Here is a 23,916-nt window from a genome sequence, read left to right as displayed (position 1 = left end):
GTCAAAGCGGCTCCCTCCGTCCGGATGACGGAACAGAGAACCTGCCTTGTTGGGGAGAGCTTAAATTTGTCTAGGCGCTATAATAGTCCTGCAACGATCGCACTTCAAGATCAGCGACTTTTACGGAGACAATCGCCTGCGCTGCCGCCACCGAAGCGGCTGCCGTGGTGTAGTAAGGCACCTTCATCTCCAGCGCAGAAGCGCGGATCGATTGGCTGTCCTTGTGGCTCTGCCAGCCTTCGGTGGTGTTGAACACCAGCGCGACCTCGCCATCGACGATCCGGTCGACGATATGCGGGCGGCCCTGCGCCACCTTGTTGACCAGCTCGACCTTGAGGCCCTGCTCGGCAAGGTAGGTTTGCGTTCCGCCGGTGGCGATCACCGAGAAGCCCGCTTCGATCAGCGCCTTCACCGGGCCCACGATTTGCGGCTTGTCGCTATCCTTCACCGAGACGAACACGGTGCCGCTTTCGGGCAGGCTCGAGCCCTGGCCGATCTGCGACTTGGTGAAGGCGGTGACGAAATCGCGGTCGATCCCCATCACCTCGCCGGTGGACTTCATTTCCGGGGTCAGCACCGGGTCCGAGCCGGGGAAGCGCGCGAAGGGGAACACCGCTTCCTTCACCGCAACATAGTCCAGCTCGCGCTTGATCGGCGGCAGGTCGGCCAGCTTCTCGCCCGCCATCACGCGCGCGGCGATCTTGGCGATCTGCGATCCGGTGGCCTTGGCGACGAAGGGCACGGTGCGGCTTGCGCGCGGGTTCACCTCGATCAGATAGACCTCGCCATCCTTGACCGCGAACTGCACGTTCATCAGCCCGAGCACGCCAAGGCCATTGGCCAATGCCACCGCCTGACGCTCCATCTCGTCGATGATGTCCTGCGGCAGGCTGTAGGGCGGCAAGCTGCAGGCGCTGTCGCCAGAATGGACGCCGGCCTCTTCGATATGCTGCATCACACCCGCGACCACGACCTGCTGGCCGTCGCACAGCGCGTCGACATCGCACTCGATGGCATCGCGCAGGTACTGGTCGACCAGTACCGGACTATCGCCGGAAACCTGCACGGCGGTGGCGATATAGTTTTCAAGCTGCTCGTCGGAGTCGACGATCTCCATCGCGCGCCCGCCGAGCACGTAGCTGGGCCGCAACAACACCGGGTAACCGATGCGGTGCGCCACGGCGAGCGCCTCGTCCCGGCTGTGGGCGATGCCATTGTCGGGCTGCTTGAGCTTGAGCTTGTTGACCAGCTTGGCGAAGCGTTCACGGTCTTCGGCAAGGTCGATAGCATCGGGCGTGGTGCCGAGGATGGGGATGCCCGCCTTCTCCAGCGCACCGGCGAGCTTGAGCGGGGTTTGCCCGCCGAACTGCACGATCACGCCCTTGAGCGTGCCCTTGGTCTGCTCCACCCGCAGGATTTCCAGCACGTCCTCGGCGGTGAGCGGCTCGAAATAGAGCCGGTCGGAGGTGTCGTAGTCGGTCGAGACGGTTTCCGGATTGCAGTTGACCATGATCGTTTCATAGCCCGCCTCGGCCAGCGCGAAGCAGGCATGGACGCAGCAATAGTCGAACTCGATGCCCTGCCCGATCCGGTTCGGCCCGCCGCCCAGGATCACCACCTTTTCGCGGTCGGTAGGCATGGCCTCGTCCTCGGGCGTGCCGAAGCTGGGGGCCTCGTAGGTCGAATACATGTAAGGCGTGATCGCCTCGAATTCGGCGGCGCAGCTGTCGATGCGTTTGAACACCGGGAACACGCCGAGCTTGTGGCGCAGCGCGCGCACCTCGTCCTCGCTGGTAGCCCCGGCCATCGCGCGCAGCGTATCGTGAAGCAGGCCTGAGCGCTTGGCCTGCGTTTCGGCCATGCCGCCCGCGACATTGACCGAACGCACGGCCAGCGTGGCGAGCCGCTTGTCGGAAAAGCCCATCGCTTTCAAAGCGCGCAGGCCCTCTGCGTCGTTCGGCAGGCCATCGGTCGCAATCGCCTTCTCGGCGGCGATGATTTCCTCGATGTGACGCAGGAACCAGCGATCATAATGCGTGATCGCGTGGATCTCCTCCACGGTGAAACCTTCGCGGAACGCCTGTGCGACATAGAGCAGCCGCTCGGGCGTGGCGCGGCTCAGCGCGGCGGTGATGACATCGCGGCTCGCACCCTCGATCTCGGTCACGCGGTTGAACCCGTCGAGCCCGGTTTCGAGCCCGCGCAGCGCCTTCTGCATCGATTCCTTGATGTTGCGCCCGATGGCCATCACCTCGCCGACCGACTTCATCGCGGTGGACAGCAGAGGCTCGGCACCCTTGAACTTCTCGAAGGCGAAGCGCGGGATCTTGGTCACGACATAGTCGATAGTCGGCTCAAAGCTGGCGGGCGTCGCGCCGGTGATTTCGTTGGTGATCTCGTCGAGCGTGTAGCCCACGGCCAGCTTCGCGGCGACGCGGGCAATCGGGAAGCCGGTGGCCTTCGAGGCCAGCGCCGAGCTGCGCGACACGCGCGGGTTCATCTCGATCACGATCAGGCGGCCGTCGTCGGGGTTCACGGCAAACTGCACGTTCGAGCCGCCCGTCTCCACGCCGATCTCGCGCAGCACCGCGATGCTGGCGTTGCGCATGATCTGGTATTCCTTGTCGGTCAGCGTCAGCGCCGGGGCAACGGTGATGCTGTCGCCGGTGTGGACGCCCATCGGATCAACGTTCTCGATCGCGCAGATGATGATCGCGTTATCCTTGCGGTCGCGCACCACCTCCATCTCGTATTCTTTCCAGCCGAGCAGCGATTCCTCGATGAGGACTTCGGTGGTCGGGCTGGCATCGAGACCGGACTTCACGATCTTCTCGAATTCGGCCTTGTTGTAAGCCACGCCGCCGCCAGTGCCGCCCATGGTGAAGCTGGGGCGGATGATCGAGGGCAAGCCGGTACGTTCGAGCACGGCATAAGCTTCTTCGAGCGAATGCGCTGTGCCCGAGCGGGCGCTTTCGAGGCCGATCTTGTCCATCGCCTCGCGGAAGCGCTGACGGTTTTCGGCCTTGTCGATGGCATCGGCCCTTGCACCGATCATCTCCACGCCGTGCTCTGCCAGCACGCCCATCTCTTCCAGCTTCAGCGCGCAGTTGAGCGCGGTCTGTCCACCCATGGTGGGCAGCAGCGCGTCGGGCTTTTCCTTGGCGATGATCTTGGCGACGATCTCGGGCGTGATCGGCTCGACATAGGTGGCATCGGCCATGTCCGGGTCGGTCATGATCGTAGCCGGGTTCGAGTTGACCAGGATGACGCGGTAGCCATCCTCCTTCAGCGCCTTGATGGCCTGGGTGCCGGAGTAGTCGAACTCGCAGGCCTGGCCGATGATGATCGGGCCGGCACCGATGACGAGGATCGAGGAGATGTCAGTACGTTTGGGCATCAGGAGAGGATTTCCGTTAGGCTGTCGAGCGAAGGGGCGGCGGCGGGATCGGCCTCAGCAGGCGGCGCAAGTGCGAGCACGAAGCTGGTGTGGCGATCCACATATTGAAAGAAGTTCTGGCGGGCGACCTGCCCGTCGCGGAGAAACTGGCAAGTTTCGCGAATATTCACGAGTTCGGTCCCGGTGCGCACGGCGATATAGCTGCGCACTTCATAGCGCAGCGGATCGCGGCGACGGCCGAGCACATCGAAGCGGCTGATGGTGCCGTCTCCGTTGTAGCGGGTGTCGATCTCGGTGAAATCTCCGAGAGAGCCCTGCTTGTTTTCGGCTTGGTAGATGCCGGCGTGGTCGTCCCAGGTGGCGCGCATCGGCGCGCGCTCGGCTGCGGCGCGGCACTCCATGCGCCCGCCGATGGCCTGCTCGTTCTTGGTGAACTGGAGTGGGCGCCAGAACCTGACGACCGACCTGTTGCCGTCATCGGCCGAGAGCAGTTCCACCCCGCCCTCGCCTGTGAAGAGCACGCCTTCGATGAGGGTGATGGCCTGCGGGGCGATGTCTTGGGCGGCGGCGGGGGTGGTGATGAGTGTTAGTGCGGCGAGCGCCGTACCCCCACCCCCAACCCCTCCCCACGGGGAGGGGAGTTTGCTTGGCGAGGAGTTTGCCGATAGCTTAAGCCCCTTCCCTTGAGGGAAGGGGTTGGGGATGGGTGTGCCAAGGTGGCTAAGAAGCGTCTGACCAGCCTTGCGCGCGACCTTCGCAACAACCCGACCGAAGCCGAGCAGCGCCTGTGGTCGCGCCTGCGCGCCAGCCAGCTCTGCGGCGCGAAATTCACCCGTCAGTTGTCGATCGGCGACTTCATCGCCGACTTCGCCTGCCGCTCGCTGCGCATCGCCGTCGAGTGCGACGGCGCGCAGCACAGCACCAGCGCCGATGCAGGACGCACTCGCGTCATCGAGGCGCATGGCTACCGTGTACTGCGCTTCTGGAATCACGAGATTCTCGTCAACACCGAGGGGGTGCTGCAAGTGATCGCGGACGAGATTGCCCTGGCGCGCAACCAAGCTCCCCTTCGCTGAAGGGAAGGGGTTGGGGGATGGTTCTCCGAATTCGGAATTGTGGCGCTGCAATATCAAAGTATAACCCCCATCCCCAACCCTTCCCCAAGGGGAAGGGAGTTATGGGTGGAAGTCAGGTGATCGCTCACCCCAACATCCCCACGAACTTCTCGAACAGATAAAACGAGTCCTGCGGCCCCGGCGAGGCCTCGGGGTGATACTGCACGCCGAACGCCTTCTTGCCCGCAATCGCGATGCCGCAGTTCGAACCGTCGAACAGCGACACGTGCGTCTGCTCCACGCCCGCAGGCAAAGTATCGCCATCCACCGCAAAACCGTGGTTCATGGAGGTGATCTCGACCAGACCCGAAGTCTCGCCCCAGCCCTCGCCCACGCGCTGCACCGGGTGGTTCGCGCCGCGGTGGCCCTGGTGCATCTTCATCGTCTTTGCGCCCGCCGCCAGGGCCAGCATCTGGTGGCCGAGGCAGATCCCGAACAGCGGCATGTCCGCATCGAGCAGCGCCTTGATCACCGGCACCGCATATTCTCCGGTCGCGGCCGGGTCGCCGGGGCCGTTGGAGAGGAACACGCCCGCAGGCTTGAGCGCCACGATTTCGTCGTAAGAGGTCTGCGCCGGAACCACCGTAACCTTGGCGCCAGCGCGCACGAGGTTGCGGAAGATGTTGTCCTTCGCGCCATAGTCGATGGCGACCACGTGCGGGCGGCTATCGCCCTCGCCTTCACCGTAGCCATGGCCGAGCTGCCAGTAAGAACCGGTCCAGCTTTCCTGATCGCGCCGCGAAACGCCGATGGCGAGGTCCATGCCCTCAAGCCCCGGCCAGCTCTGCGCCTTGCCGAGCAGCGCATCGACATCGAACTTGCCCTCAGGGTTGTGCGCGATCACCGCGTTGGGCGCGCCGCTCATGCGAATGCGGCGGGTCAGCGCGCGGGTGTCGACGCCCGAGAGGCCGATCTTGCCCTTGGCCTTCATCCACTCGACGAACTCGACCTCGGAGCGGAAGTTGCTCTGCAACGTGACTTCCTCGCGCACCACGCAGCCCACCGCGCCTTCGACGGCGCTTTCCACATCCTCGCCGTTGGTGCCGACGTTGCCGATATGGGGGAAAGTGAACGTGACGATCTGCGCCGCATAGGAGGGATCGGTCATCACCTCCTGATAGCCGGTCATCGCGGTGTTGAAGCAGACTTCGCCCACCGCATCGCCGATGGCGCCGAAGCCCTTGCCCCAGATGATCGTTCCATCCGCCAGAACGAGGACGCCCGTGGCTCCGTGTGGCGCAGGCGAAGAGGCGGAAAAGGCCATGAATGGGCTCCCGTAGAAAGGTTGATACCGGCGATGTCGCTAAGCCTGAGCCGCTAGGGACAAGGTGGCCCCGCGTCAAGCGCAAGACTTGGATTTGCGGCCAGCAGCGCTACCTAGGCCGCGAACAGTCCACAGGAACGACATCATGCTCAGGGATACGATCAAGACCGAAACCGTCGCCGCGATGAAGGCGAAAGACAAGGAGCGGACCGCTGCGCTTCGCCTGATTGCCGCCAAAATCAAGGACCGCGACATCGAACTTCGCACGTCCGAGGCGCCTGCCGACGACGATGCCATGGTGATCGACGTGCTGCAGAAGATGGCCAAGCAGCGCCGCGAATCGATCCAGATGTATCAGGATGGCGGCCGCACCGAACTGGCCGAACAGGAGCAGGCCGAGCTTGCGGTGATCGAGGAATTCCTCCCCCAGCAGATGAGCGAGGCCGAAACCATGGCCGCTATCGAATCGATCAAAACCGAGATCGGTGCCGAGGGCATGAAGGACATGGGCAAGGTCATGGCCGAACTGAAGGCGCGCCACGGCACGCAGCTCGATATGGCCAAGGCGAGTGGATGGGTGAAGGCATCGCTCAGCTGAAGGTTGCCCGAGGCTTAACCATAACTGGCTGAAAAGAAGGGAACTCCTGAGCGTCTTGCGCGCTGTCGAAGCACGTTTTGGCGTGCTTTTCGCGCCGGTGTTCAGGAGCGATCCCGCGATGCGCCATACTTTTTCGACCGTCCCCCTCGCCTGCCTCGCGCTAGTTGCGGCCTGCGGCGATGGTCAGCCCGATGTCGCTCCGCCCGATCTCGATGAGGTCGAATCGGACGGCGAGCTGGAAGCAGCGCGCGAAGCATTGCCGGCGGGCGATTTTCTTGACCTTGCGCTGGGCGCGAAGGTGATCGGCCCTGAGGGCGAGGATGTTACGACCCGGATGACGAATGAAGCCGGCGCCTTCGCCGATATGACCTCCTATGTCGCCTGCCCGGCCGGGTTCACCTCCTGCGATCCCGCGACGGTGCCCGAGGGCACGGTCTTCACCTATGTTCACGTGGTCTATCCGGGTGAAGATAACGATCCCGACACCGGCAGCGGCACGGGCAACGACAGCTCCGATGTCGAAAGCGCCGATCTGTTTCGGCTGACCCGCCCTGCGCACGGCTTCACCGGCGGTGTCGGCTATGCCAAGCCCGAGGCGCTGGCGGCGATTGGCGAGACCGGCAAGGTGGTGATTTCTTGCGAAGGCGAGGCGCTGGCCTGGACCGTCTATGCCGGCGACGGCGGCGACCAGTGGGAACAGGCCGAACCGATCACCTTCTATTGGCAGAGCACTGTCCCGCCCGCTGGCCCTGCCGAGGCCTATGAAATTTTCGCCAACGATGTCGCGGCGCAAGGCTCCGGCCCTTATCCCGGCGTCGATGCTGCGGCGGGTAATGCCTGCCCTTCCCTCCCGAATTGAGCGTTAAGGTGTCCCCGCGGACTTGAATGGCGAGCGACCTGCGCGCATGGGTCGGGCATGGCGCTTTCCCCGCAATGGCTGGATGAACTCAAGACGCGGACCACGCTGTCCGCGCTGATCATGCGCACCACCAAGCTCACGCGCGCGGGCAACGAGTGGAAGGCTTGCTGCCCGTTCCATCAAGAGAAGACGCCCAGCTTCTACGTCAACGACGCCAAGGGCTTTTACCACTGCTTCGGCTGCCAGGCTCACGGCAGCGCGATCGACTGGATGATGCAGCAGCACGGGCTGGAATTCATGGACGCGGTGAAGGAGCTCGCCGCCGCTGCCTCAATGGACGTCCCCGCCCCCGATCCGCGCGCCGCGCGCCGGGCAGAGGAGCGCGCCTCGCTACACGATGTGATGCAGGCTGCGCAGCAGTGGCTTATGGCGAATCTTCGCCAGCCGGTAGGGGGCAAGGCACGCGACTACCTCTCCTCGCGCGGCTTCTCGCAGGCCATCTGCAACGAGTTCGGCTTCGGCTATGCCCCCGATGAGCGGCAGTCACTTAAGCAGGCGCTTGGCAACTTCGAAGAGCCGATGCTGATCGAGGCGGGCCTGCGCATCGCGGTCGACGACAAGGAGCCTTACGACCGCTTCCGCGACCGTCTGATGCTGCCCATTCAGGATGCGCGCGGGCGGGTGATCGCGTTCGGTGGACGTATCCTCGAAAAGCGCGAAGGCGCGCCCAAGTATCTCAACAGCCCCGACACCCCGCTGTTCGACAAGAGCCGCACGCTTTACAACCTCCACCGCGCCGCCCCTGCCGCGCGCAAGAGCGGGCGGCTGATCGCGGTCGAAGGCTATATGGACGTGATCGCGCTCGCGGCGGCAGGTTTTGCCGAGGCGGTCGCGCCGATGGGCACCGCGCTCACCGAACAACAAATCGAACTGATGTGGCGGGCATGTGAAAAGCCGGTGTTGTGCTTCGATGGCGATGCGGCGGGGCAGCGCGCGGCGATGAAGGCAGTGGTGCGTGCCCTGCCCCTGCTGCGTCCGGGGCATACCTTGCAGATCGTCACGCTGCCCGAGGGGCTCGATCCCGACGATCTCATCCGCCAGCGCGGCAAGGCGGCGATGGGCAAGCTGCTCGAAGCGCCGCGCTCGATGATCGACCTGATCTGGAGCCACGAGAGCGCCGCGGCCCCCCTCGCCTCGCCAGAAGAAAAGGCGGGCCTGAAGGCGCGGCTGCTGGCGCATGTCGATAGCATCGCCGATACCGACATCCGCGCGCTCTATCGCCGTGAACTGCTCGATCGGTATGGAGCTTTCGCCTTTCCGCCGCGTGAGGCAAGGTCCGGCAATCGCACCGCATGGCAAGGCCGGCCCGGTCAGCGTCCCGCAGCTCCCGCGCGTATGGACCCGCAACATGCGGCCAATCTGCGCAAAGCTGCCGAGGGCGCCTCGCGCGATGTTCTCACCCGTGCGGTGCTGCATGGATTCCTGCGCCATCCTGAGCTGATCGCCCCTCATGCCGACAGCCTGTTCGAGCTGGCCAGAGCCTTGCCGCAGGTCGCGCCATTGGTCGATCATCTGGTCGATAGTGCGGAAAGCCTTGAAGCCTTCGAGAATTTGCCCATATTCGATGCAGACAGCGTTCCGCCGCCACCGGATAACACCCGTTTCTCCTTCCTCGGTGAAGGACAAGATCCGGTCGAAGTGCGCGAGGACCTGGCCGAGGCGGTTTCGCTGCTGGTCGAAAGGCCAGCGCTTGAGGCTGCAATAAAGGCGGCTACCGCCCGATTCGATGCCGATCCCGAAGGCGCGTTTGCCGAGCAGCAGCTGCTCCGTAAACGAAAGCTGGAAATTGAGGAGCGTATCGGGCAGATGGCCAGAAAACGGGCCGCAGCTTACGCGGTAGAAACACCAACGCCCGACGGTGCCGAACCATCGGAAGGCGCGAGCGAAACGGAATAAAGCACTATTATGGCCACTGACGCCAAGAGCAATGCCAGTGAAGACGCGCCGCTGATCGACCTGAACGAAGCCTCGGTCAAGAAGCTGATCGCGAAAGCCAAGCGCAAGGGCTACATCACGTACGACGAGCTGAACGAGGCGCTCCCGCAAGGCGAGATGTCTTCCGATCAGATCGAGGACATTCAGGCCGCGATCTCCGAGATGGGCGTGCAAATCGTCGAGAACGCTGAAGAGGCCGAGGAAGAGGACGGCGACAACGTCGAGGAAATCGCGCCGACCGGGTCGGACGACAGCGACACAGACGAAAATAAGCAGAACGTCCCCGAAAAGAAGCGCGCCACCGGCGCGGGCGAGCGGACCGACGATCCGGTCCGCATGTACCTGCGCGAAATGGGCGCGGTGGAGCTGCTCAGCCGCGAGGGCGAAATCGCCATCGCCAAGCGCATCGAGGCCGGGCGCGACACCATGATCATGGGCCTGTGCGAAAGCCCGATCACGTTCCACGCGATCATCACCTGGTCCGAAGCCCTCAACAACGAGGAAATGCAGCTGCGCGAGATCCTCGATCTCGACGCCATGCTCTCGAAGGAGCCGCCGGTCGACAAGATGGCCGAAGGCGCGGAAGACGATGACGACGGCGAAATCTCGGAAGAGACCGCCGGCCCGACCATCCGCGAGGATGACGACGAGGACGAGGAAGAAAACGCCGAGGGTGAAGACGGCGAAGAGGGGTCCTCGCGCCGCCGCGAGGAAGAGGACGAAGAGGACAACACCATGTCCCTCGCCCAGATGGAAGCGGCGCTTAAGCCCGATGCCATCGAGCGCTTCGCCCGCATCACCGACCTGTTCAAGAAATTCGAGAAGCTGCAGGCCGAGCGTGTCGACGTTCTGGGCCGCGGCGAAGATTTCCCCAAGGCCAAGGAAACCAAGTACGAAAACCTGCGTGAGGAGCTTACCGCCGAGGTCGAATCGGTGCAGTTCCACGCGACCAAGATCGAATTCCTGGTCGACAATCTTTATGCCTTCAACCGCCGCCTGACCGCGCTCGGCGGACAGATGCTGCGTCTGGCCGAGCGTCACAAGGTGAAGCGCGTCGATTTCCTCAACGCCTACGTTGGTAACGAGCTCGACGACGCCTGGCTGAAGGATCGCTCCAAGAAGGACAAGAAGTGGGCTGCCTTCGCCGAGAAGGAAGCCGACGCGGTCGAGCGTATCCGCGCGGAAATCGCCGATATCGCCAGCGCCACCGGCATGAGTCTCGACGAGTTCCGCCGCATCGTGAACATGGTGCAGAAGGGCGAGCGCGAGGCGCGTATCGCGAAGAAGGAAATGGTCGAGGCGAACCTGCGCCTGGTGATTTCCATCGCCAAGAAATATACTAACCGCGGGTTGCAATTCCTTGATCTTATTCAGGAAGGCAACATCGGCCTGATGAAGGCGGTCGACAAGTTCGAGTACCGCCGCGGTTACAAGTTCTCCACCTATGCCACCTGGTGGATCAGGCAGGCGATCACCCGCTCGATTGCCGATCAGGCGCGTACGATCCGTATCCCGGTCCACATGATCGAGACGATCAACAAGCTGGTGCGCACCAGCCGCCAGTTCCTGCACGAGCAGGGCCGCGAGCCGACGCCGGAAGAAATGGCCGAGCGTCTCTCGATGCCGCTCGAAAAGGTGCGCAAGGTGATGAAGATCGCCAAGGAGCCGATCAGCCTCGAAACGCCGATCGGCGACGAAGAAGACAGCCACCTGGGCGACTTCATCGAGGACAAGAACGCGATCATCCCGGTCGATGCGGCCATTCAGGCGAACCTGAAGGAAACCGTCACCCGCGTGCTCGCCAGCCTCACCCCGCGTGAAGAGCGCGTGCTGCGGATGCGCTTCGGGATCGGCATGAACACCGATCATACGCTGGAAGAAGTCGGCCAGCAGTTCTCGGTGACGCGCGAACGTATTCGCCAGATCGAGGCCAAGGCGCTGCGCAAGCTGAAGCATCCGAGCCGCAGCCGCAAGATGCGTTCGTTCCTCGATCAGTAGGGTATTCAGGGATAGGGGGCGGTAGGCTTGCGCAAGCCGCCTCACCCGCTCCGGTGATCTCGGCTAAGCTGCGTTCAGCAGCAGCACAGCGCCACCACGGCGATGCCATCTGGCGAGCGTTTCGCCTGCTTTTTCCCGCAGTTCAGGCGATCCTCAAGGTCCGGTGTCGAGCAGGGGTTGGCCCCCGACGGCAGATGCAGGACCGATGCCGAAACGCTGAGCATCGGAAACAGGCGCTCGCTGCCGTAGCGGTCAAGCGCGCGGATGCCGCCGCGTTCGCGGTCTTCGGCGCTGTAGAGACACGAGGCGTCCGAAGCGAACTTGGCGCGGATATCTTCGATGATCTGCAGCGCTTCCTTGGGCTCTGCCTCGACAGCGAGGAAGAAATCATCGCCGCCGATATGAGCCGCGAATATGTCGGTTCGGCGGGCCAGGTCTTTCAGCTGGTCTGCGAACATCATCAGCGCGCGGTCGCCCATGCTGAATCCGTAACAGTCGTTGAATGCCTTGAAGTGGTCGAAGTCGAAATAGGCGATTGAGGTCGCGGGGCCGGTTTTGGTCACGTCGCCCAGCTTGCGGGTAATGGCGCGGTTGCCGGGTAGCTGGGTGAGCGGATTGGCATCGCGCGCGATGGATACCGCGCGATCGAGCGCCAGGCGCATCAGCGCGTGGTTGGAAAGATAGCCGACATAGGCGCCCTCGTCGGCGAGCATGATGCCGCGCGCTGAATTGGTGTCGACATAGCTGTTGAGGATCTGCTCGACCGAGCCGGTGGCATCGGCAATCGGGCAGTTGCGCACGAACGAGCCGATGCGCGGCGCGGAAGCCTTGTTCGCCATTAGCGCGCGCCCGAATTCCGAGCTGCGATAGGAAAAGAAGTCGTCCTCGTAGACGACGCCCACCAGCATACCCGTTTCGTCGACCGCGGGGGCGAGTGGAAGGTCTGGATTGTCTTCGAAAAAAGTTTCCAGCTTGCCCAGCGAATCGGTGGTGAGCATCGGCGCCGCCTTGTTGAGCAGCAAGCCGACATCCTCGTCCATCTGGTTGCTTGTCACCTGAGCCACGCAGCGCGTGTAATTCTGGGTGAGCTTGCGCAGTTCTGTGGTCGGGCGGGCGATGTGGTAGCCTTGCGCAAAGTCGCAGCCGAGGTCGCGCGCCACGCGGAAATCTTCCTCGCATTCGACCCCTTCGGCCACGGTCTGAAAGCCAAGCGAATGGGCCAGCCCGCACAGCTTCGAAACCACCGCCTGCTGGCGCTGGTTCGTGGCTATCGAGAAGATGAAACTCTGGTCGATCTTCACATAGTTCGGCTCCACCCGCAGCAGCAGGTGCAGGCCGGACATGCCGGTGCCGAAATCGTCGAGCGCGGTATGCATTCCGCAGGCGGAAAGCTGCTTCGAAAGGTCGATCAGGTTGGTCCAGTTGCGCAGCTGGTAGCGTTCGGAAATCTCGAGGCAGATCGCGCCCGGCGGAAGGCTTCGCGGGCGCAGCAGATCGCGCATCAGATCTGGCGAAAGACACTCGCCTTCGTAAAGTCGGCCGTCGAGATTACAAAACAGCCGGGTGGAGCCGGCCGCCTCGTAGCGGGCGAATTTCGCAACCGCGTTGTCGAGGATAACACTCTCGGCACGTTGAAGATCTGCGGTCTGGGTCATCGCTTCAAGCAGATCGATGATCGAGCCGAACGGTGTTTCCTGGGTGCGGGCCAGAGCTTCAAAGCCATGCACGGCCAGAGTCTTGGTGCTGACGATTGGCTGATAGGCGAAGTCGACGCTCGCCACACTGTCGAGAGCGAGCTGCGCAAGGTCGGCCTGTTCGCTTGTCGAAGGCGGTGTTGTCACCGTCCCGGGTCGTGCTGTTGCCACGCTGCGACCTAACCTCGCTGTTGGATGAGTACGCAGCTTGGCTAGGCCATATAGGTAAATATACTGTGTGCGGGCCCTGCGGCTAGTACGTAGCCTTAGGTTTCAGGCATCCACACCGCGCCTTTGATATGGTGAATGAGCCCGTAGTCCCCGAGTTTGTAGTGGATATAGAACTCGACGGGCACGGTCATGCCGACCGGAATCGGGGTCATGCCGGAATAGCCGCGTTCGTCGAGCTGCGCCTGAGACAGCTCTTGCAGCCCTGTAAAGTGGATGACGACATTGGCGACAAAACCGTTCTTGCCCGGAAAGTACCCTTTGAACTCGACCTCTTCGCGGCAGAATGTGTGGAAGAAGGCATAGAATTGGCGAAAGGCCGCCTTGCCGCGCACCGCAAAGCCGGCGTTTTCGAGCACGAAATCGTCGGCGAAGAATGTCTCCAGCGTCGCGTAGTCCTGCGCATTGAAGGCCCCGATATAGCGGTGATAATCATCTTCGGTCATGCGGCAGGCTCCTCTCGCGGCACAGCATATAGGTGAGCGATGGGGCACAAAAGGCTATTTGCGGTAGTCACTGACGCGAAGTGCTCCTATTGGCTCGCGCACACGAGTCATTGTCCTGAGAAGAACGCCGGAAGAGTTCCCCATGCGCATTGCCATCGCATCCGACCACGCCGCTTTCGAGCTGAAGGCGCTTCTGCGCGACTGGTTGATCGACGAAGGGCACGAGGTTGCCGACCTTGGCCCCGATAGCGACGACCGGGTTGACTACCCCGATTATGGATATTTGCTGGCGGGCGTTGTCGCCGATGGCACCGCCGAACGCGGCATTGCGCTGTGCGGCAGCGGGATCGGCATTTCGATGGCGGTCAACCGCAACCCGGCGCTGCGCTGCGCGCTGGTGTCGGAGCCGCTATCTGCCGCCCTCGCCCGCGAACATAACGATGCCAACTGCCTTGCGCTCGGCGCGCGGCTGACCGGGATCGACATGGCGAAGGCCTGCGTCACCGCTTTCCTCGAAACCGAATTTGGCGGCGGCCGCCATGCTGGCCGCGTCGAAAAACTGTCCAATCCGTCCCACGAGTGCTGATATGTCCACCATTGCCCCTCCTGCCCAGTCCGCTGCCCTCGATCGTTTCTGGAACGAAAGCCTCGAACAGGCCGATCCCGAAGTGTTCGGCACGATCCGCCGCGAGCTGGGCCGCCAGCGCGACCGGATCGAGCTGATTGCGAGCGAGAACATCGCCAGCCCCGCCGTGCTCGAAGCGACCGGTTCGGTGTTCACCAACAAGTATGCCGAGGGCTATCCGGGCAAGCGCTATTACGGTGGCTGTGAGTTCGCCGACGAGGTGGAAAATCTCGCCATCGCACGCGCCAAGCAACTGTTCGGCTGCAACTTCGCCAATGTGCAGCCCAATTCGGGCAGCCAGATGAACCAGGCGGTGTTCCTCGCCCTGCTTAATCCGGGCGACACCTTCCTCGGGCTCGATCTTGCAAGCGGTGGGCACCTCACCCACGGCTCGCCCGTCAATATGAGCGGCAAGTGGTTCAACGCCGTGCCTTACGGCGTGCGCCGCGAGGACGAGCGGCTCGACATGGATAAGGTTCGTGAGCTGGCACATAAGCACAAGCCCAAGCTGATTATCTCGGGCGGCACGGCTTATCCCCGCCTGTGGGACTTTGCCGCTTTCCGCGAAATCGCGGACGAGGTCGGCGCCTATCTGCTGGCCGATATGAGCCACTTCTCCGGCCTCGTGGCAGGCGGGATGCACCCCAACCCGTTCCCCCATGCTCACATCGTCACCTCCACCACGCACAAATCGATGCGTGGCCCGCGTTCGGGCATCATCCTGTGGAACGACGAAGAGCTTTCCAAGCCGCTCAACATGGCGGTTTTCCCCGGGATGCAGGGCGGCCCGCTGATGCATGTGATCGCAGGCAAGGCCGTGGCCTTCGGCGAGGCGCTGCGGCCCGAGTTCAAGACTTATGCCGCCAACGTGGTCGAGAACGCCAAGGCGCTTGCCGCAAGCCTTGAAGAAAACGGCCTGCGCGTTGTTTCGGGCGGAACCGACAATCACCTGATGCTGGTCGATCTCACCTCTGCCGATGTCACCGGCAAGGCCGCAGAGAAGGGCCTCGATCGCGCCTTCCTTACCTGCAACAAGAACGGCATCCCGTTCGACACCCGCTCGCCCTTCGTAACCAGCGGTGTGCGCCTCGGCGCGCCTGCGGGAACCACGCGCGGGTTCGGCCCGGCCGAGTTCCGCAAGATCGGCGCCTTGATCGCCGATGTGGTGGGCGGCATGAGCCGCAACGGCGAGGAAGGCGACGCGCAGATCGAGGAGCGTGTGCAGCGCGAAGTCAGCGAGATGTGCGCGGCTTTCCCGGTCTATCCGGGCCGGTAATCGGGCGACAAAGCGATGCGCTGCCCGTTCTGCGCCCACGACAACAGCCAGGTAAAGGACTCGCGCCCGACCGAGGACAACTCGGCCATCCGCCGCCGCCGCCAGTGTGAAAGCTGCGGCGCGCGCTTCACCACCTTCGAGCGCGTGCAATTGCGCGAGGTGACGGTGGTGAAGTCGGGCGACCGCCGCCAGCCGTTCGACCGCACCAAGCTGGAGCAGTCTGTCACCCTCGCCTGCCGCAAACGCAGTGTGGAGCCCGAGCGCATTGCGCAGCTGGTTTCGGGCATCCAGCGGCAGGTGGAAACGGCGGGCGAGAGCGAAGTCGCCTCATCGCGTATCGGGGAGATGGTGATGGAGGGTCTGAAGCAGCTCGACTCGGTCGCCTATATCCGCTTCGCAAGTGTTTACCGCGATTTCTCCGAAGCACGCGATTTCGAGGAGTTTGCGAGCACGGTGCAGGATGCGGCCGGAAAGCCGAATGCCTGAGAAGCTGCAAGCGGGTGAGCAACCCGTCATCGTCTTGGTGCGCCCCCAGCTGGGCGAGAACATCGGCAAGGCCGCGCGCGCTATGCTCAACTTCGGGCTGACCGAAATGCGGCTCGTGGCCCCGCGCGATGGCTGGCCCAATCCCTCGGCTGGCCCTGCCGCCTCGGGCGCGGACATCATTCTCGAACAGGCCAAGGTTTACGAGACCACCGCCGAAGCTGTGGCCGACTGCGCGCATGTCTATGCTACCACGGTGCGCAAGCGCGGGGTGACCAAGCCCGTTGTCACGCCCGAGGGCGCGGCGGCGGAAATGGTCCGCGCAGAAGGCCGCTCCGCTGTGCTGTTCGGGCGCGAGGCCTCGGGGCTGGAGACGAGCGACGTGGCGCTGGCCCGCACGATTATCACCGCGCCGATCAACCCCGAGTTCGGCTCGCTCAACCTCGCGCAGGCCGTGATGCTGGTGGTCTACGAGCTGTCCAAGCACGCCGATCTCACCATGCCCACGGTGGAGGAGCTGCTCCCCCCTGCCCCGCAGGACGAGCTCGAAGGCCTGATCGGCCATTTCGAGAAACTGCTCGAACCGCGCCGCTATTTCTGGCCGGAAAGCCGCGCTGAGGCCACCCGCCGTACCCTGCGCGGTGTGCTCACGCGGCCAGGCTGGAACCACCTCGAAGTGCGCACCCTGCGCGGCGTGCTGAGCGCCCTCGAACGGCCCGAGGGCGAGCGCCACCGTTCGGACGACGAGCAATAGCTTGACTTTGGCCCGCGCGCAGCTATTTGCGCGCCTTCGCGATTGATTGGCTCCGCATCCCGGTGAAGCGGTGGCCGCGTCTGGCAACTCGGTCAGACGGTGCGATACCGGGTTTAAGCGCTGCCACTGGGGCCGCGATAGCAAATTGAAGGATACGTCTGATGACGAAGCGCACCAGCGCCAAGCACAAACTCGACCGCCGGATGGGCGAAAACATCTGGGGTCGTCCGAATTCGCCGGTCAACAAGCGTTCGTATGGCCCGGGCCAGCACGGTCAGCGCCGTAAGGGCAAGATGAGCGACTATGGCCTGCAGCTGCGCGCCAAGCAGAAGCTCAAGGGCTACTACGGCGATGTGACGGAAAAGCAGTTCCGTAGTACCTACAAGCAGGCTGCCGCGATGAAGGGCGACGCTAGCCAGAACCTGATCGGCCTGCTCGAGCGTCGTCTCGACATGATCGTTTATCGCGCCAAGTTCGCGCCGACGATCTTCGCGGCCCGTCAGATCGTTTCGCACGGCCACATCAAGGTCAACGGCGTGAAGTGCAACATCGCCAGCCGTCGCATCGACGTGGGCGACGTGATCTCGCTGGGTGACAAGGCCAAGGAAATGGCGCTGGTGATCGAGGCGCAGAGCCTGCCCGAGCGTGAAATTCCCGAATATGTCGTTCCCGATGGCACCGACAAAGTGACCTTCAACCGCGTGCCGACGCTGGATGAAGTGCCCTACCCGGTGCAGATGGAGCCGAACCTGGTCGTCGAGTTCTACTCGCGCTAAGTCCGGCGGCTTATGCCGACAATGCAAAGGGCGGTCCTTCGGGGCCGCCCTTTTCGTTTGTTCGGGTGATTAGCGCAGGCAGCCGAACCTAGCCTTCGGCGGCTTCACCACTCTTCCTCGTTACCCAATCGACGTTCGCGCCAGCGGTGAAGCCATGAACGATGGTGGATACCAGAATGGTAAAGCCGACCGTGGCCCAAAGGGGGCCTTCGTCCGCCAGATCAAGCTTGCCGCCTGCATAAGCAAGGTAATAAATCGACCCTACCCCGCGCACGCCGTAGAACGAAACGACTGCCCGCTCACGTATTGTCATCGAGCTGCCGAGAAGCGCCAGCATCCCGCTGGCGGGCCGGATCAGGAAAATCAGCGCCAGGGCGAGTGCGGCGTGGCTCCACTCAAGATAGGGTAACAATCCCGGCAAAGCGCCGCCAAGCAGCACGAGCAAGACCGCGGTGATCGCATGTTCGAGCGCCTGCGAGAAGCCGTGCAGCCGCGCGTGATATTCGTGCTCGCTCTCGATCTGCCGCAGCGTGAGGCCCATCACGAAGGCGGCGATAAAACCGTAACCCTCGGCTATTTCGCACAATCCATAGGTGAGCAGCACGCCTGCCAGGGCGATAAGGCCGGATGACGTGTCGGCCAGAACATTGTCGCGTGGGAAACGGAACAACACGCGCCCGAGCACAAACCCCGCCGCGACGCCGATCAGCACGCCAATGGCGATCTTGTAGACGAGATAGAGGCCGAACCACTCCATGCCCCAGCTGCCGCTCGCCGCCACCATGAAGATGCCCAGATAGACGAACGGAAAGGCCAGCCCGTCATTTAACCCTGCTTCGGCGGTAAGGGCAAAGCGAACAGGATGTTCGCCGCCTTCGAGCGGCGGCCCAACCTGGACATCGGCGGCCAATACCGGATCGGTGGGCGCGAGCACAGCGGCGAGAAGCACCGCGCCTGCAAGCGTCATTCCGATAAGCCACCCGCCAAGCGTGACGGCGAGGATACACAGCGGCATGGCAACTGCCAGCATTCGCGTCGTGTTGCCCCACTTGGCCAGAGGCCGGATCGCATCGATCCTGATGCCGGTGCCGAACAGCGCAATGATCACCGCCATCTCGGCCGCCATTTCCCAGAACACGGGCCGCTCGATGGGGCTGAACGCGTCGGGCACTCCCGGCATGACGCCGAACACTGCCATGCCGCCAAGGATCAACAGCCCCGAGGCAGCAGGCTCTCGCCCCGAAAACAGGCGCGGCAACCAGTAGGCAGCGACAATGACGATACCGCAACCGGCGAGCAGCACATGATAGGGCGCAAGGTCAAAGAAAGCGGTGTCCATGAGCGACTAACGAACCCCGGCAAAGGTTGTTTCGCCACACGGGTTTTTGCTGGTCAAAGCGCTGTGCTCAGGTGCCGAGGTAATCCCGGCGAAAATCGGCGGCAAAGGCGGCGAAACGCCGCTCGCCAATCGCATCGCGCATCGCCTGCATCAGTTGCTGATAAAATGCGAGGTTGTGTTCGGTCAGCAGCATCGCGCCGAGAATTTCGCCCGACTTGTGTAGGTGGTGCAGATAGGCGCGGCTGTAGTTCTGGCAGGTGTCGCAAGAGCAGCGCTCGTCTAGCGGCGCGGTGTCTTCGGCATGGCGGGCGTTGCGCAGGTTGACCGGCCCACTCCAGGTAAAGCCCTGCCCGTTGCGGCCGGAACGCGTCGGCAGAACGCAGTCGAACATGTCGATCCCGCGTTCCACCGCGCCGACTAGATCGTCGGGCTTGCCCACGCCCATCAGATAGCGCGGTGCGTCTTGCGGCAGTTGTCCCGGCGCGAAGTCGAGCGTGGCGAACATCGCCTCCTGCCCCTCGCCCACCGCCAAGCCGCCGATGGCATAGCCGTCGAAGCCGATCTCCCGCAGAGCTTCCGCCGAGCGAACACGCAGCCCTTCGTCGAGCGCGCCCTGCTGAATGCCGAACAGGGCCGAATTCGCCGCATGGTCGCCGCCAGCATCGAAGGCATCACGGCTGCGCTTCGCCCAGCGCATCGACAGCTCCATGCTCGCCTCGATTTCCTTGAGCGGGCGGTCGGCCCGCGGGCATTCATCGAAGCACATCACGATGTCGGAGCCGAGCAATCGCTGGATCTCCATACTGCGCTCGGGGCTGAGCATGTGGCGCGAGCCGTCGATATGGCTCTGGAAGGTGACGCCTTCCTCGGTCAGCTTGCGCAGCGAGGCGAGGCTCATCACCTGATAGCCGCCGCTGTCGGTAAGGATCGGCCGGTCCCAGCGCATGAAACGGTGCAGCCCGCCCAACCGTGCGACACGCTCGGCACCGGGGCGCAGCATCAGGTGATAGGTGTTGCCGAGAATGATGTCGGCCCCGATCGAGCGCACGGTTTCGGGCTTCATCGCCTTCACCGTGGCCGCAGTGCCCACCGGCATGAAGGCAGGCGTGCGGATTTCGCCGCGACGCATGGCGATGGTGCCGGTGCGGGCCTTGCCGTCGGTGGCACGGATCGAAAACTGGAAACGCGGTGCTGTCATCTTCGGCTCGTTAGCTTGGCAGCCGTGTGAGGCAAGTCAGAACCTAAAATCCGTACACCAGCGTAAAGCGCGCGAGAGTATCGGTCTTCACCGAGCCTGCGGGCGGATCGCTGTTGTACTCGACCGAATAGGTCAGCCGGGTCGACAGCGACGAATTGAGCTTCGCCTCCAGTCCGGTGAGCGCCGAAAGGCTGATATTCTCAGAGTCTACGAACACCAAGGCCTGCCCGCCACCCTCGGCAGTGGCGCTGGTGTCGTTGGTCAGCTTGACCTTGTCGGCGAGCTGCCAGTCGAAATCGAGGCCGAACAGGGCGGCCAGGTTGTTGTCCGTCGTGCCATCCACGAATTCGGTGCGGCGATAGGCCGGGCCGAGCTTGATCGAAAGGTTCACGTCGCTCTGCTCGACGAGCTTCCAGCCCAGCCCGCCCGAAAGCGCATAGCGCCCGGTGTAGCCCTGGAAGCGGTTGCTCTCGTATTGGGCGAGGCCGTAAGTGAATGCGCGCTCGGAAAATTGATAGCGCGGTTCGTAGCTAGCCAGCCATTGTTTGCGCGAGGTTTCGCCATCGGTGCGCTGGTAATCGGCCGCCACCTTCATCTTGTGCGTCCAGTCGAGGCCCTTTCTGGTGAGCGACAGCGCTGCTGTCAGGCCGATGCTCTCGGTATTGCCCGAGGACTGGAACGCGCCGATCTGCCCTTGACCGCTCCAGTTCGCCAGCAGCCCGGCTTCGCGGATACGCCTTTCCTCTTCGGCGGCGGCGATGCGTTCGGCCTCGGCGCGATCCTCGTTGAAGGCCTCTTGCAGCGTGTCGAGCTCGTGCGCAGACTCGGGATTGGTGGACCGGGCAATCTCGATCACCGCCGCGACCTTGCCCGGATCGCCGGTTTCGATCGCCGCATCGATCATGGCGCGGACAGGCTCGGGAAGCTCCGCCAAGGCTGGGCTGGCGGCGGCGGAAGTTGCAAGCGCGATGGCTGGGGCGATCAGGCGAACACGGGTCATGCCCATTTCGCTAGCCAATCATTCGCGCAAGCACCAGCCTGTCCGGAAGATCCATGCGATGACTGCCACGCACAGCACGAGGAATGCCAGCGTGAAGCCGAATGCCACGCCGATGGGCACGTCGGCGCTGCCGGTGAAGGTCCAGCGAAGGCCGTTGATGAGGTAGAAGATCGGGTTGAACTGGGCGACCGTGGACCAAGGTTCCGCCAGCATCTGCACCGAGTAGAACGTGCCGCCGAGGAAAGTGAGCGGCATCAGGATCAGCAGCGGCACGATCTGTAGCTTCTCGAACCCGTCGGCCCATAGCCCGATGATGAAACCGAACAGCGCGAACGATGCAGCCACCATCACCACATAGCCCACCGCCAACAGCGGATGGGCGATCTCGTAATCGACGAAGATCCGCGCAGTTACCAAGATGATCGCTGAAATGATCAGCGACTTGAGCACCGCTGCGCCAACGAATCCCAAGATCGTTTCGGCTACGCCAACTGGGGCAGACAGAAGCTCGTAAATCGCCCCGGTGAACTTGGGCATGTATATGCCGAAGCTTGCGTTGCTGGTGCTTTCCGATAGCAGCGTGAGCATGATCAGCCCCGGTACGATGAACGCGCCATAGCTGGCCCCGCCGAACTGGCTCGGGTCCATCTGGCCGCCAATGGCGGCGCCGAACACCACGATATAAAGCGAGGTGGTCAGCACCGGTGACAGGATCGAACCGAAGGCGGTCCGGAAGAAGCGCGCCAGTTCGTGCTTGAGGATGGCGATTGCGCCGCGCCAGTTCATCATGCCGCCTGCTCCTGCGCGCCCTGTTCGACAAGATCGACGAAGATATCCTCCAGCGTGCTCTCGCGCGTTTCGAGGCCGGTATAGGCAATGCCAAGACCGGGCAGACGCTGCGCCAGCTCGGCCACTTCGCGCTTGCCCTTGCCGGTGCCGTCGCCGCCGCGATAGATCAGATGGGTGCCGCCATCTTCCAGCGTGATCGGGTAGTCTAAGAAGTCGGCGGGAATTTTTGCCAGCGGCTCGGCCAGTGTAAAGTGTGCCTCGGTGCGGCCGAGCTTGGCCATGATTGCGTCCTTGTCGTCGACCAGAAGGATACGCCCCTTGTTGATGACGCCCACGCGGTCGGCCATCTCCTCGGCCTCTTCGATGTAGTGCGTGGTGAGGATGATGGTGACGCCCGCTGCGCGCAGCGCATCGATCTGCCGCCACATATCGCGGCGCAGTTCGACGTCGACCCCGGCGGTCGGCTCGTCGAGGAACAGCAGTTCGGGATCGTGAGCGAGCGCCTTGGCGATCATCACCCGGCGCTTCATCCCGCCCGAAAGCTCGCGAATGGCGGCATCGCGTTTGTCCCACAGGCTAAGCGAGCGCAGCACTTGTTCGATCCGCGCTTCATCCGGCGGGCAACCGAACATGCCGCGCGAGTAGCGCACCTGCCGGATCACCTTGTCGAACATGTCGAAGCTGAGCTCCTGCGGCACCAGCCCGATCTTGCGCCGCGCTTCGCGCCAGCTTTTCGCGGTGTCCTGCCCGAAGGCGTGGATCGAGCCGCCGGTGGGGTTCACCAAGCCACAAACCGCCCCGATCAGCGTTGTCTTGCCAGCACCGTTCGGCCCCAGCAGAGCGAAAATCTCGCCTTTGTTGATCGTCAGGTCGACGCCGGCCAGTGCCTTGGTGCCGCCCTTATAGGTCTTTTCCAGCCCGCGGATTTCGAGAATCGGTTCGCTCATGCGCGGCAATGTGGCGCGCGGGCCGGGTTTTACAAGCTTTTCTGTATCGAGTGGTATTTTATTCGCTGGCCGTAGCCTTGCGCGGTAACAGCAGCGAAGAGTCGCCATAGGAATAGAAGCGGTATTCAGCGGCGATGGCATGGGCATAGGCCGCCTGCATTGTCTCGCGGCCCATCAGCGCGCTGACCAGCATGAACAGAGTGGACTTGGGCAGGTGGAAGTTGGTCATCAGCCCGTCGACCGCGCGGAACCTGTAGCCGGGCGTGATGAAGATGTCGGTATCGCCTGCGAACTCGCGGATCTGGCCGTCTTCGCCCGCAGCGCTTTCGAGCAGGCGCAGGCTGGTGGTGCCGACCGCGATCAGTCGGCCGCCCGCCGCGCGTGCTTCGTTGAGCCGCGCGGCCGTGGCGGCATCGATGCGGCCCCATTCGGAGTGCATCTTATGCTCGGCAGTGTCCTCGGCCTTCACCGGCAGGAAGGTCCCTGCCCCTACGTGCAGAGTTAGTGTCTCGCGGGCGATCCCCGCCGCGTCGAGGGCGGCAACCAGTGCGTCGGTGAAATGGAGCGAGGCGGTGGGGGCGGCAACCGCGCCATCCTCGCGGGCAAACATTGTCTGATAGTCCGAGCGGTCGGCCTCGTCGGTGCCGCGCTTTTGCGCGATATAGGGCGGCAGAGGCATGGTGCCCGCACGCTCGAGCAGCAGTTCGACCGGCTCCTCGCCCGCGAAGGCGAGCGTGAACGAGCCATCGGCATGGCGCGTCTCTGCCGCGGCGACAACTTCCGCGCCGAAGTCGATCACGTCGCCCTCGCGCAGCCGCTTGGCATTGCGGATAAAGGCCTGCCAGCGCCTGAGGTCGAGCCGCTTGTGGAGCGTCGCCCCGATCCGTGCCTCACCGCGCCGCCCTTCAAGCTGGGCAGGGATCACGCGGGTATCGTTGAAGACCAGCACGTCGCCCGGTGCGAGCAGGCTGGGCAGGTCGCGCACGCCCGCATCGGCAAGCGGTTCGCCCTCTTTCACCACCAGCATCCGCGCCGCGTCGCGCGGGCGCGCCGGACGCAGCGCTATCCGCTCGGGCGGGAGGTCGAAATCGAACAGGTCAACGCGCACGGCGCGCCCCCTTCAGCCAGGCTGGGA

At 63.5% G+C, this 23,916-nt stretch carries 21 protein-coding genes; 10 read left to right on the top strand and 11 right to left on the bottom strand.

Translation table 11 applies throughout. The features are described 5' to 3' along the window. Positions 1-70 precede the first annotated feature (70 nt). The gene (gene carB / locus E0473_RS02075) at positions 71-3,397 is read right to left on the bottom strand and encodes a carbamoyl-phosphate synthase large subunit (RefSeq protein WP_137679196.1); all 3,327 of its coding nucleotides are present in this window, start codon (positions 3,395-3,397) and stop codon (positions 71-73) included. Further along, positions 3,397-3,918: a hypothetical protein gene (locus E0473_RS02070; RefSeq protein ID WP_137679195.1), complete on the bottom strand. Its 522-nt coding sequence runs from the start codon at positions 3,916-3,918 to the stop codon at positions 3,397-3,399. The genes carB and E0473_RS02070 overlap by 1 nt, the downstream gene beginning before the upstream one ends. Before the next feature lie 195 nt (positions 3,919-4,113). On the opposite strand from E0473_RS02070, the gene E0473_RS02065 reads away from it, so the two are divergent. Then, positions 4,114-4,473: an endonuclease domain-containing protein gene (locus E0473_RS02065; protein WP_241657292.1), complete on the top strand. Its 360-nt coding sequence runs from the start codon at positions 4,114-4,116 to the stop codon at positions 4,471-4,473. Between the two features lie 124 nt (positions 4,474-4,597). Here the strand turns inward: E0473_RS02065 and carA are convergent, their stop codons facing one another. Next, complete coding sequence (gene carA / locus E0473_RS02060; protein ID WP_137679194.1) at positions 4,598-5,776, bottom strand: glutamine-hydrolyzing carbamoyl-phosphate synthase small subunit; 1,179 nt, start codon at positions 5,774-5,776, stop codon at positions 4,598-4,600. A 145-nt stretch (positions 5,777-5,921) separates the two neighbouring features. Here carA and E0473_RS02055 point away from each other — a divergent pair, with 145 nt between their 5' ends. From E0473_RS02055 to rpoD, 4 genes are all read left to right on the top strand, one after another. Then, positions 5,922-6,374 (top strand): GatB/YqeY domain-containing protein, encoded by a 453-nt coding sequence (locus E0473_RS02055; RefSeq protein ID WP_137679193.1) that lies wholly within the window; start codon positions 5,922-5,924, stop codon positions 6,372-6,374. Between the two features lie 118 nt (positions 6,375-6,492). Beyond that, positions 6,493-7,233 carry a hypothetical protein gene (locus E0473_RS02050; RefSeq protein WP_137679192.1) on the top strand — a complete coding sequence of 247 codons (741 nt, stop codon included), beginning with the start codon at positions 6,493-6,495 and terminating at the stop codon, positions 7,231-7,233. A gap of 57 nt (positions 7,234-7,290) precedes the next feature. Beyond that, positions 7,291-9,189, top strand: a complete 1,899-nt coding sequence (dnaG, locus tag E0473_RS02045; protein ID WP_137679191.1) for a DNA primase — start codon at positions 7,291-7,293, stop codon at positions 9,187-9,189. Positions 9,190-9,198: 9 nt separating this feature from the next. Further along, a complete protein-coding gene (gene rpoD, locus E0473_RS02040; RefSeq protein WP_137679190.1) occupies positions 9,199-11,226 on the top strand; it encodes an RNA polymerase sigma factor RpoD in 2,028 nt (675 codons plus the stop codon). Between the two features lie 74 nt (positions 11,227-11,300). On the opposite strand, the gene E0473_RS02035 is transcribed toward rpoD, so the two are convergent. Further along, positions 11,301-13,067 carry a bifunctional diguanylate cyclase/phosphodiesterase gene (locus tag E0473_RS02035; protein WP_137679189.1) on the bottom strand — a complete coding sequence of 589 codons (1,767 nt, stop codon included), beginning with the start codon at positions 13,065-13,067 and terminating at the stop codon, positions 11,301-11,303. 119 nt (positions 13,068-13,186) lie between these two features. Next, positions 13,187-13,594, bottom strand: a complete 408-nt coding sequence (locus E0473_RS02030; protein WP_137679188.1) for a nuclear transport factor 2 family protein — start codon at positions 13,592-13,594, stop codon at positions 13,187-13,189. Positions 13,595-13,736: 142 nt separating this feature from the next. On the opposite strand from E0473_RS02030, the gene rpiB reads away from it, so the two are divergent. From rpiB to rpsD, 5 genes are all read left to right on the top strand, one after another. Continuing rightward, positions 13,737-14,180 (top strand): ribose 5-phosphate isomerase B, encoded by a 444-nt coding sequence (gene rpiB, locus E0473_RS02025; protein WP_137679187.1) that lies wholly within the window; start codon positions 13,737-13,739, stop codon positions 14,178-14,180. 1 nt (position 14,181) lies between these two features. Further along, positions 14,182-15,495: a serine hydroxymethyltransferase gene (gene glyA, locus E0473_RS02020; RefSeq protein WP_137679186.1), complete on the top strand. Its 1,314-nt coding sequence runs from the start codon at positions 14,182-14,184 to the stop codon at positions 15,493-15,495. A gap of 15 nt (positions 15,496-15,510) precedes the next feature. Further along, positions 15,511-15,981: a transcriptional regulator NrdR gene (nrdR, locus tag E0473_RS02015; RefSeq protein ID WP_137679185.1), complete on the top strand. Its 471-nt coding sequence runs from the start codon at positions 15,511-15,513 to the stop codon at positions 15,979-15,981. After that, positions 15,974-16,732 (top strand): RNA methyltransferase, encoded by a 759-nt coding sequence (locus E0473_RS02010; RefSeq protein WP_137679184.1) that lies wholly within the window; start codon positions 15,974-15,976, stop codon positions 16,730-16,732. Before nrdR ends, E0473_RS02010 begins: the two co-directional genes overlap by 8 nt. 161 nt (positions 16,733-16,893) lie before the next feature. Next, the gene (gene rpsD, locus E0473_RS02005; RefSeq protein WP_137679183.1) at positions 16,894-17,508 is read left to right on the top strand and encodes a 30S ribosomal protein S4; all 615 of its coding nucleotides are present in this window, start codon (positions 16,894-16,896) and stop codon (positions 17,506-17,508) included. Positions 17,509-17,596: 88 nt separating this feature from the next. Here the strand turns inward: rpsD and E0473_RS02000 are convergent, their stop codons facing one another. The 6 genes from E0473_RS02000 to queA all read right to left on the bottom strand — a co-directional run bounded on the left by E0473_RS02000 (position 17,597) and on the right by queA (position 23,889). Then, the gene (locus tag E0473_RS02000; protein ID WP_137679182.1) at positions 17,597-18,847 is read right to left on the bottom strand and encodes a cation:proton antiporter; all 1,251 of its coding nucleotides are present in this window, start codon (positions 18,845-18,847) and stop codon (positions 17,597-17,599) included. Positions 18,848-18,914: 67 nt separating this feature from the next. Further along, positions 18,915-20,045, bottom strand: a complete 1,131-nt coding sequence (gene tgt, locus E0473_RS01995; RefSeq protein WP_137679181.1) for a tRNA guanosine(34) transglycosylase Tgt — start codon at positions 20,043-20,045, stop codon at positions 18,915-18,917. Between the two features lie 43 nt (positions 20,046-20,088). Then, on the bottom strand, positions 20,089-21,045 hold the full coding sequence (locus tag E0473_RS01990; protein WP_338325084.1) for a DUF481 domain-containing protein: 957 nt from the start codon (positions 21,043-21,045) through the stop codon (positions 20,089-20,091). A gap of 18 nt (positions 21,046-21,063) precedes the next feature. Continuing rightward, positions 21,064-21,834, bottom strand: a complete 771-nt coding sequence (locus E0473_RS01985) for an ABC transporter permease (protein ID WP_137679179.1) — start codon at positions 21,832-21,834, stop codon at positions 21,064-21,066. After that, complete coding sequence (locus E0473_RS01980) at positions 21,831-22,781, bottom strand: ABC transporter ATP-binding protein (protein ID WP_137679178.1); 951 nt, start codon at positions 22,779-22,781, stop codon at positions 21,831-21,833. The genes E0473_RS01985 and E0473_RS01980 overlap by 4 nt, the downstream gene beginning before the upstream one ends. A 58-nt stretch (positions 22,782-22,839) precedes the next feature. Further along, entirely contained in the window at positions 22,840-23,889 is a 1,050-nt protein-coding gene (queA, locus tag E0473_RS01975; protein ID WP_137679177.1) for a tRNA preQ1(34) S-adenosylmethionine ribosyltransferase-isomerase QueA, read from the bottom strand. Positions 23,890-23,916: the final 27 nt, after the last annotated feature.

The sequence above is a fragment of the Aurantiacibacter suaedae genome, assembly GCF_005434915.1.
Taxonomy (GTDB): domain Bacteria; phylum Pseudomonadota; class Alphaproteobacteria; order Sphingomonadales; family Sphingomonadaceae; genus Alteraurantiacibacter; species Alteraurantiacibacter suaedae.
The sequence above is the reverse complement of the archived record's forward strand: the minus strand, read 5'-3'. Positions and strand labels throughout refer to the sequence as shown.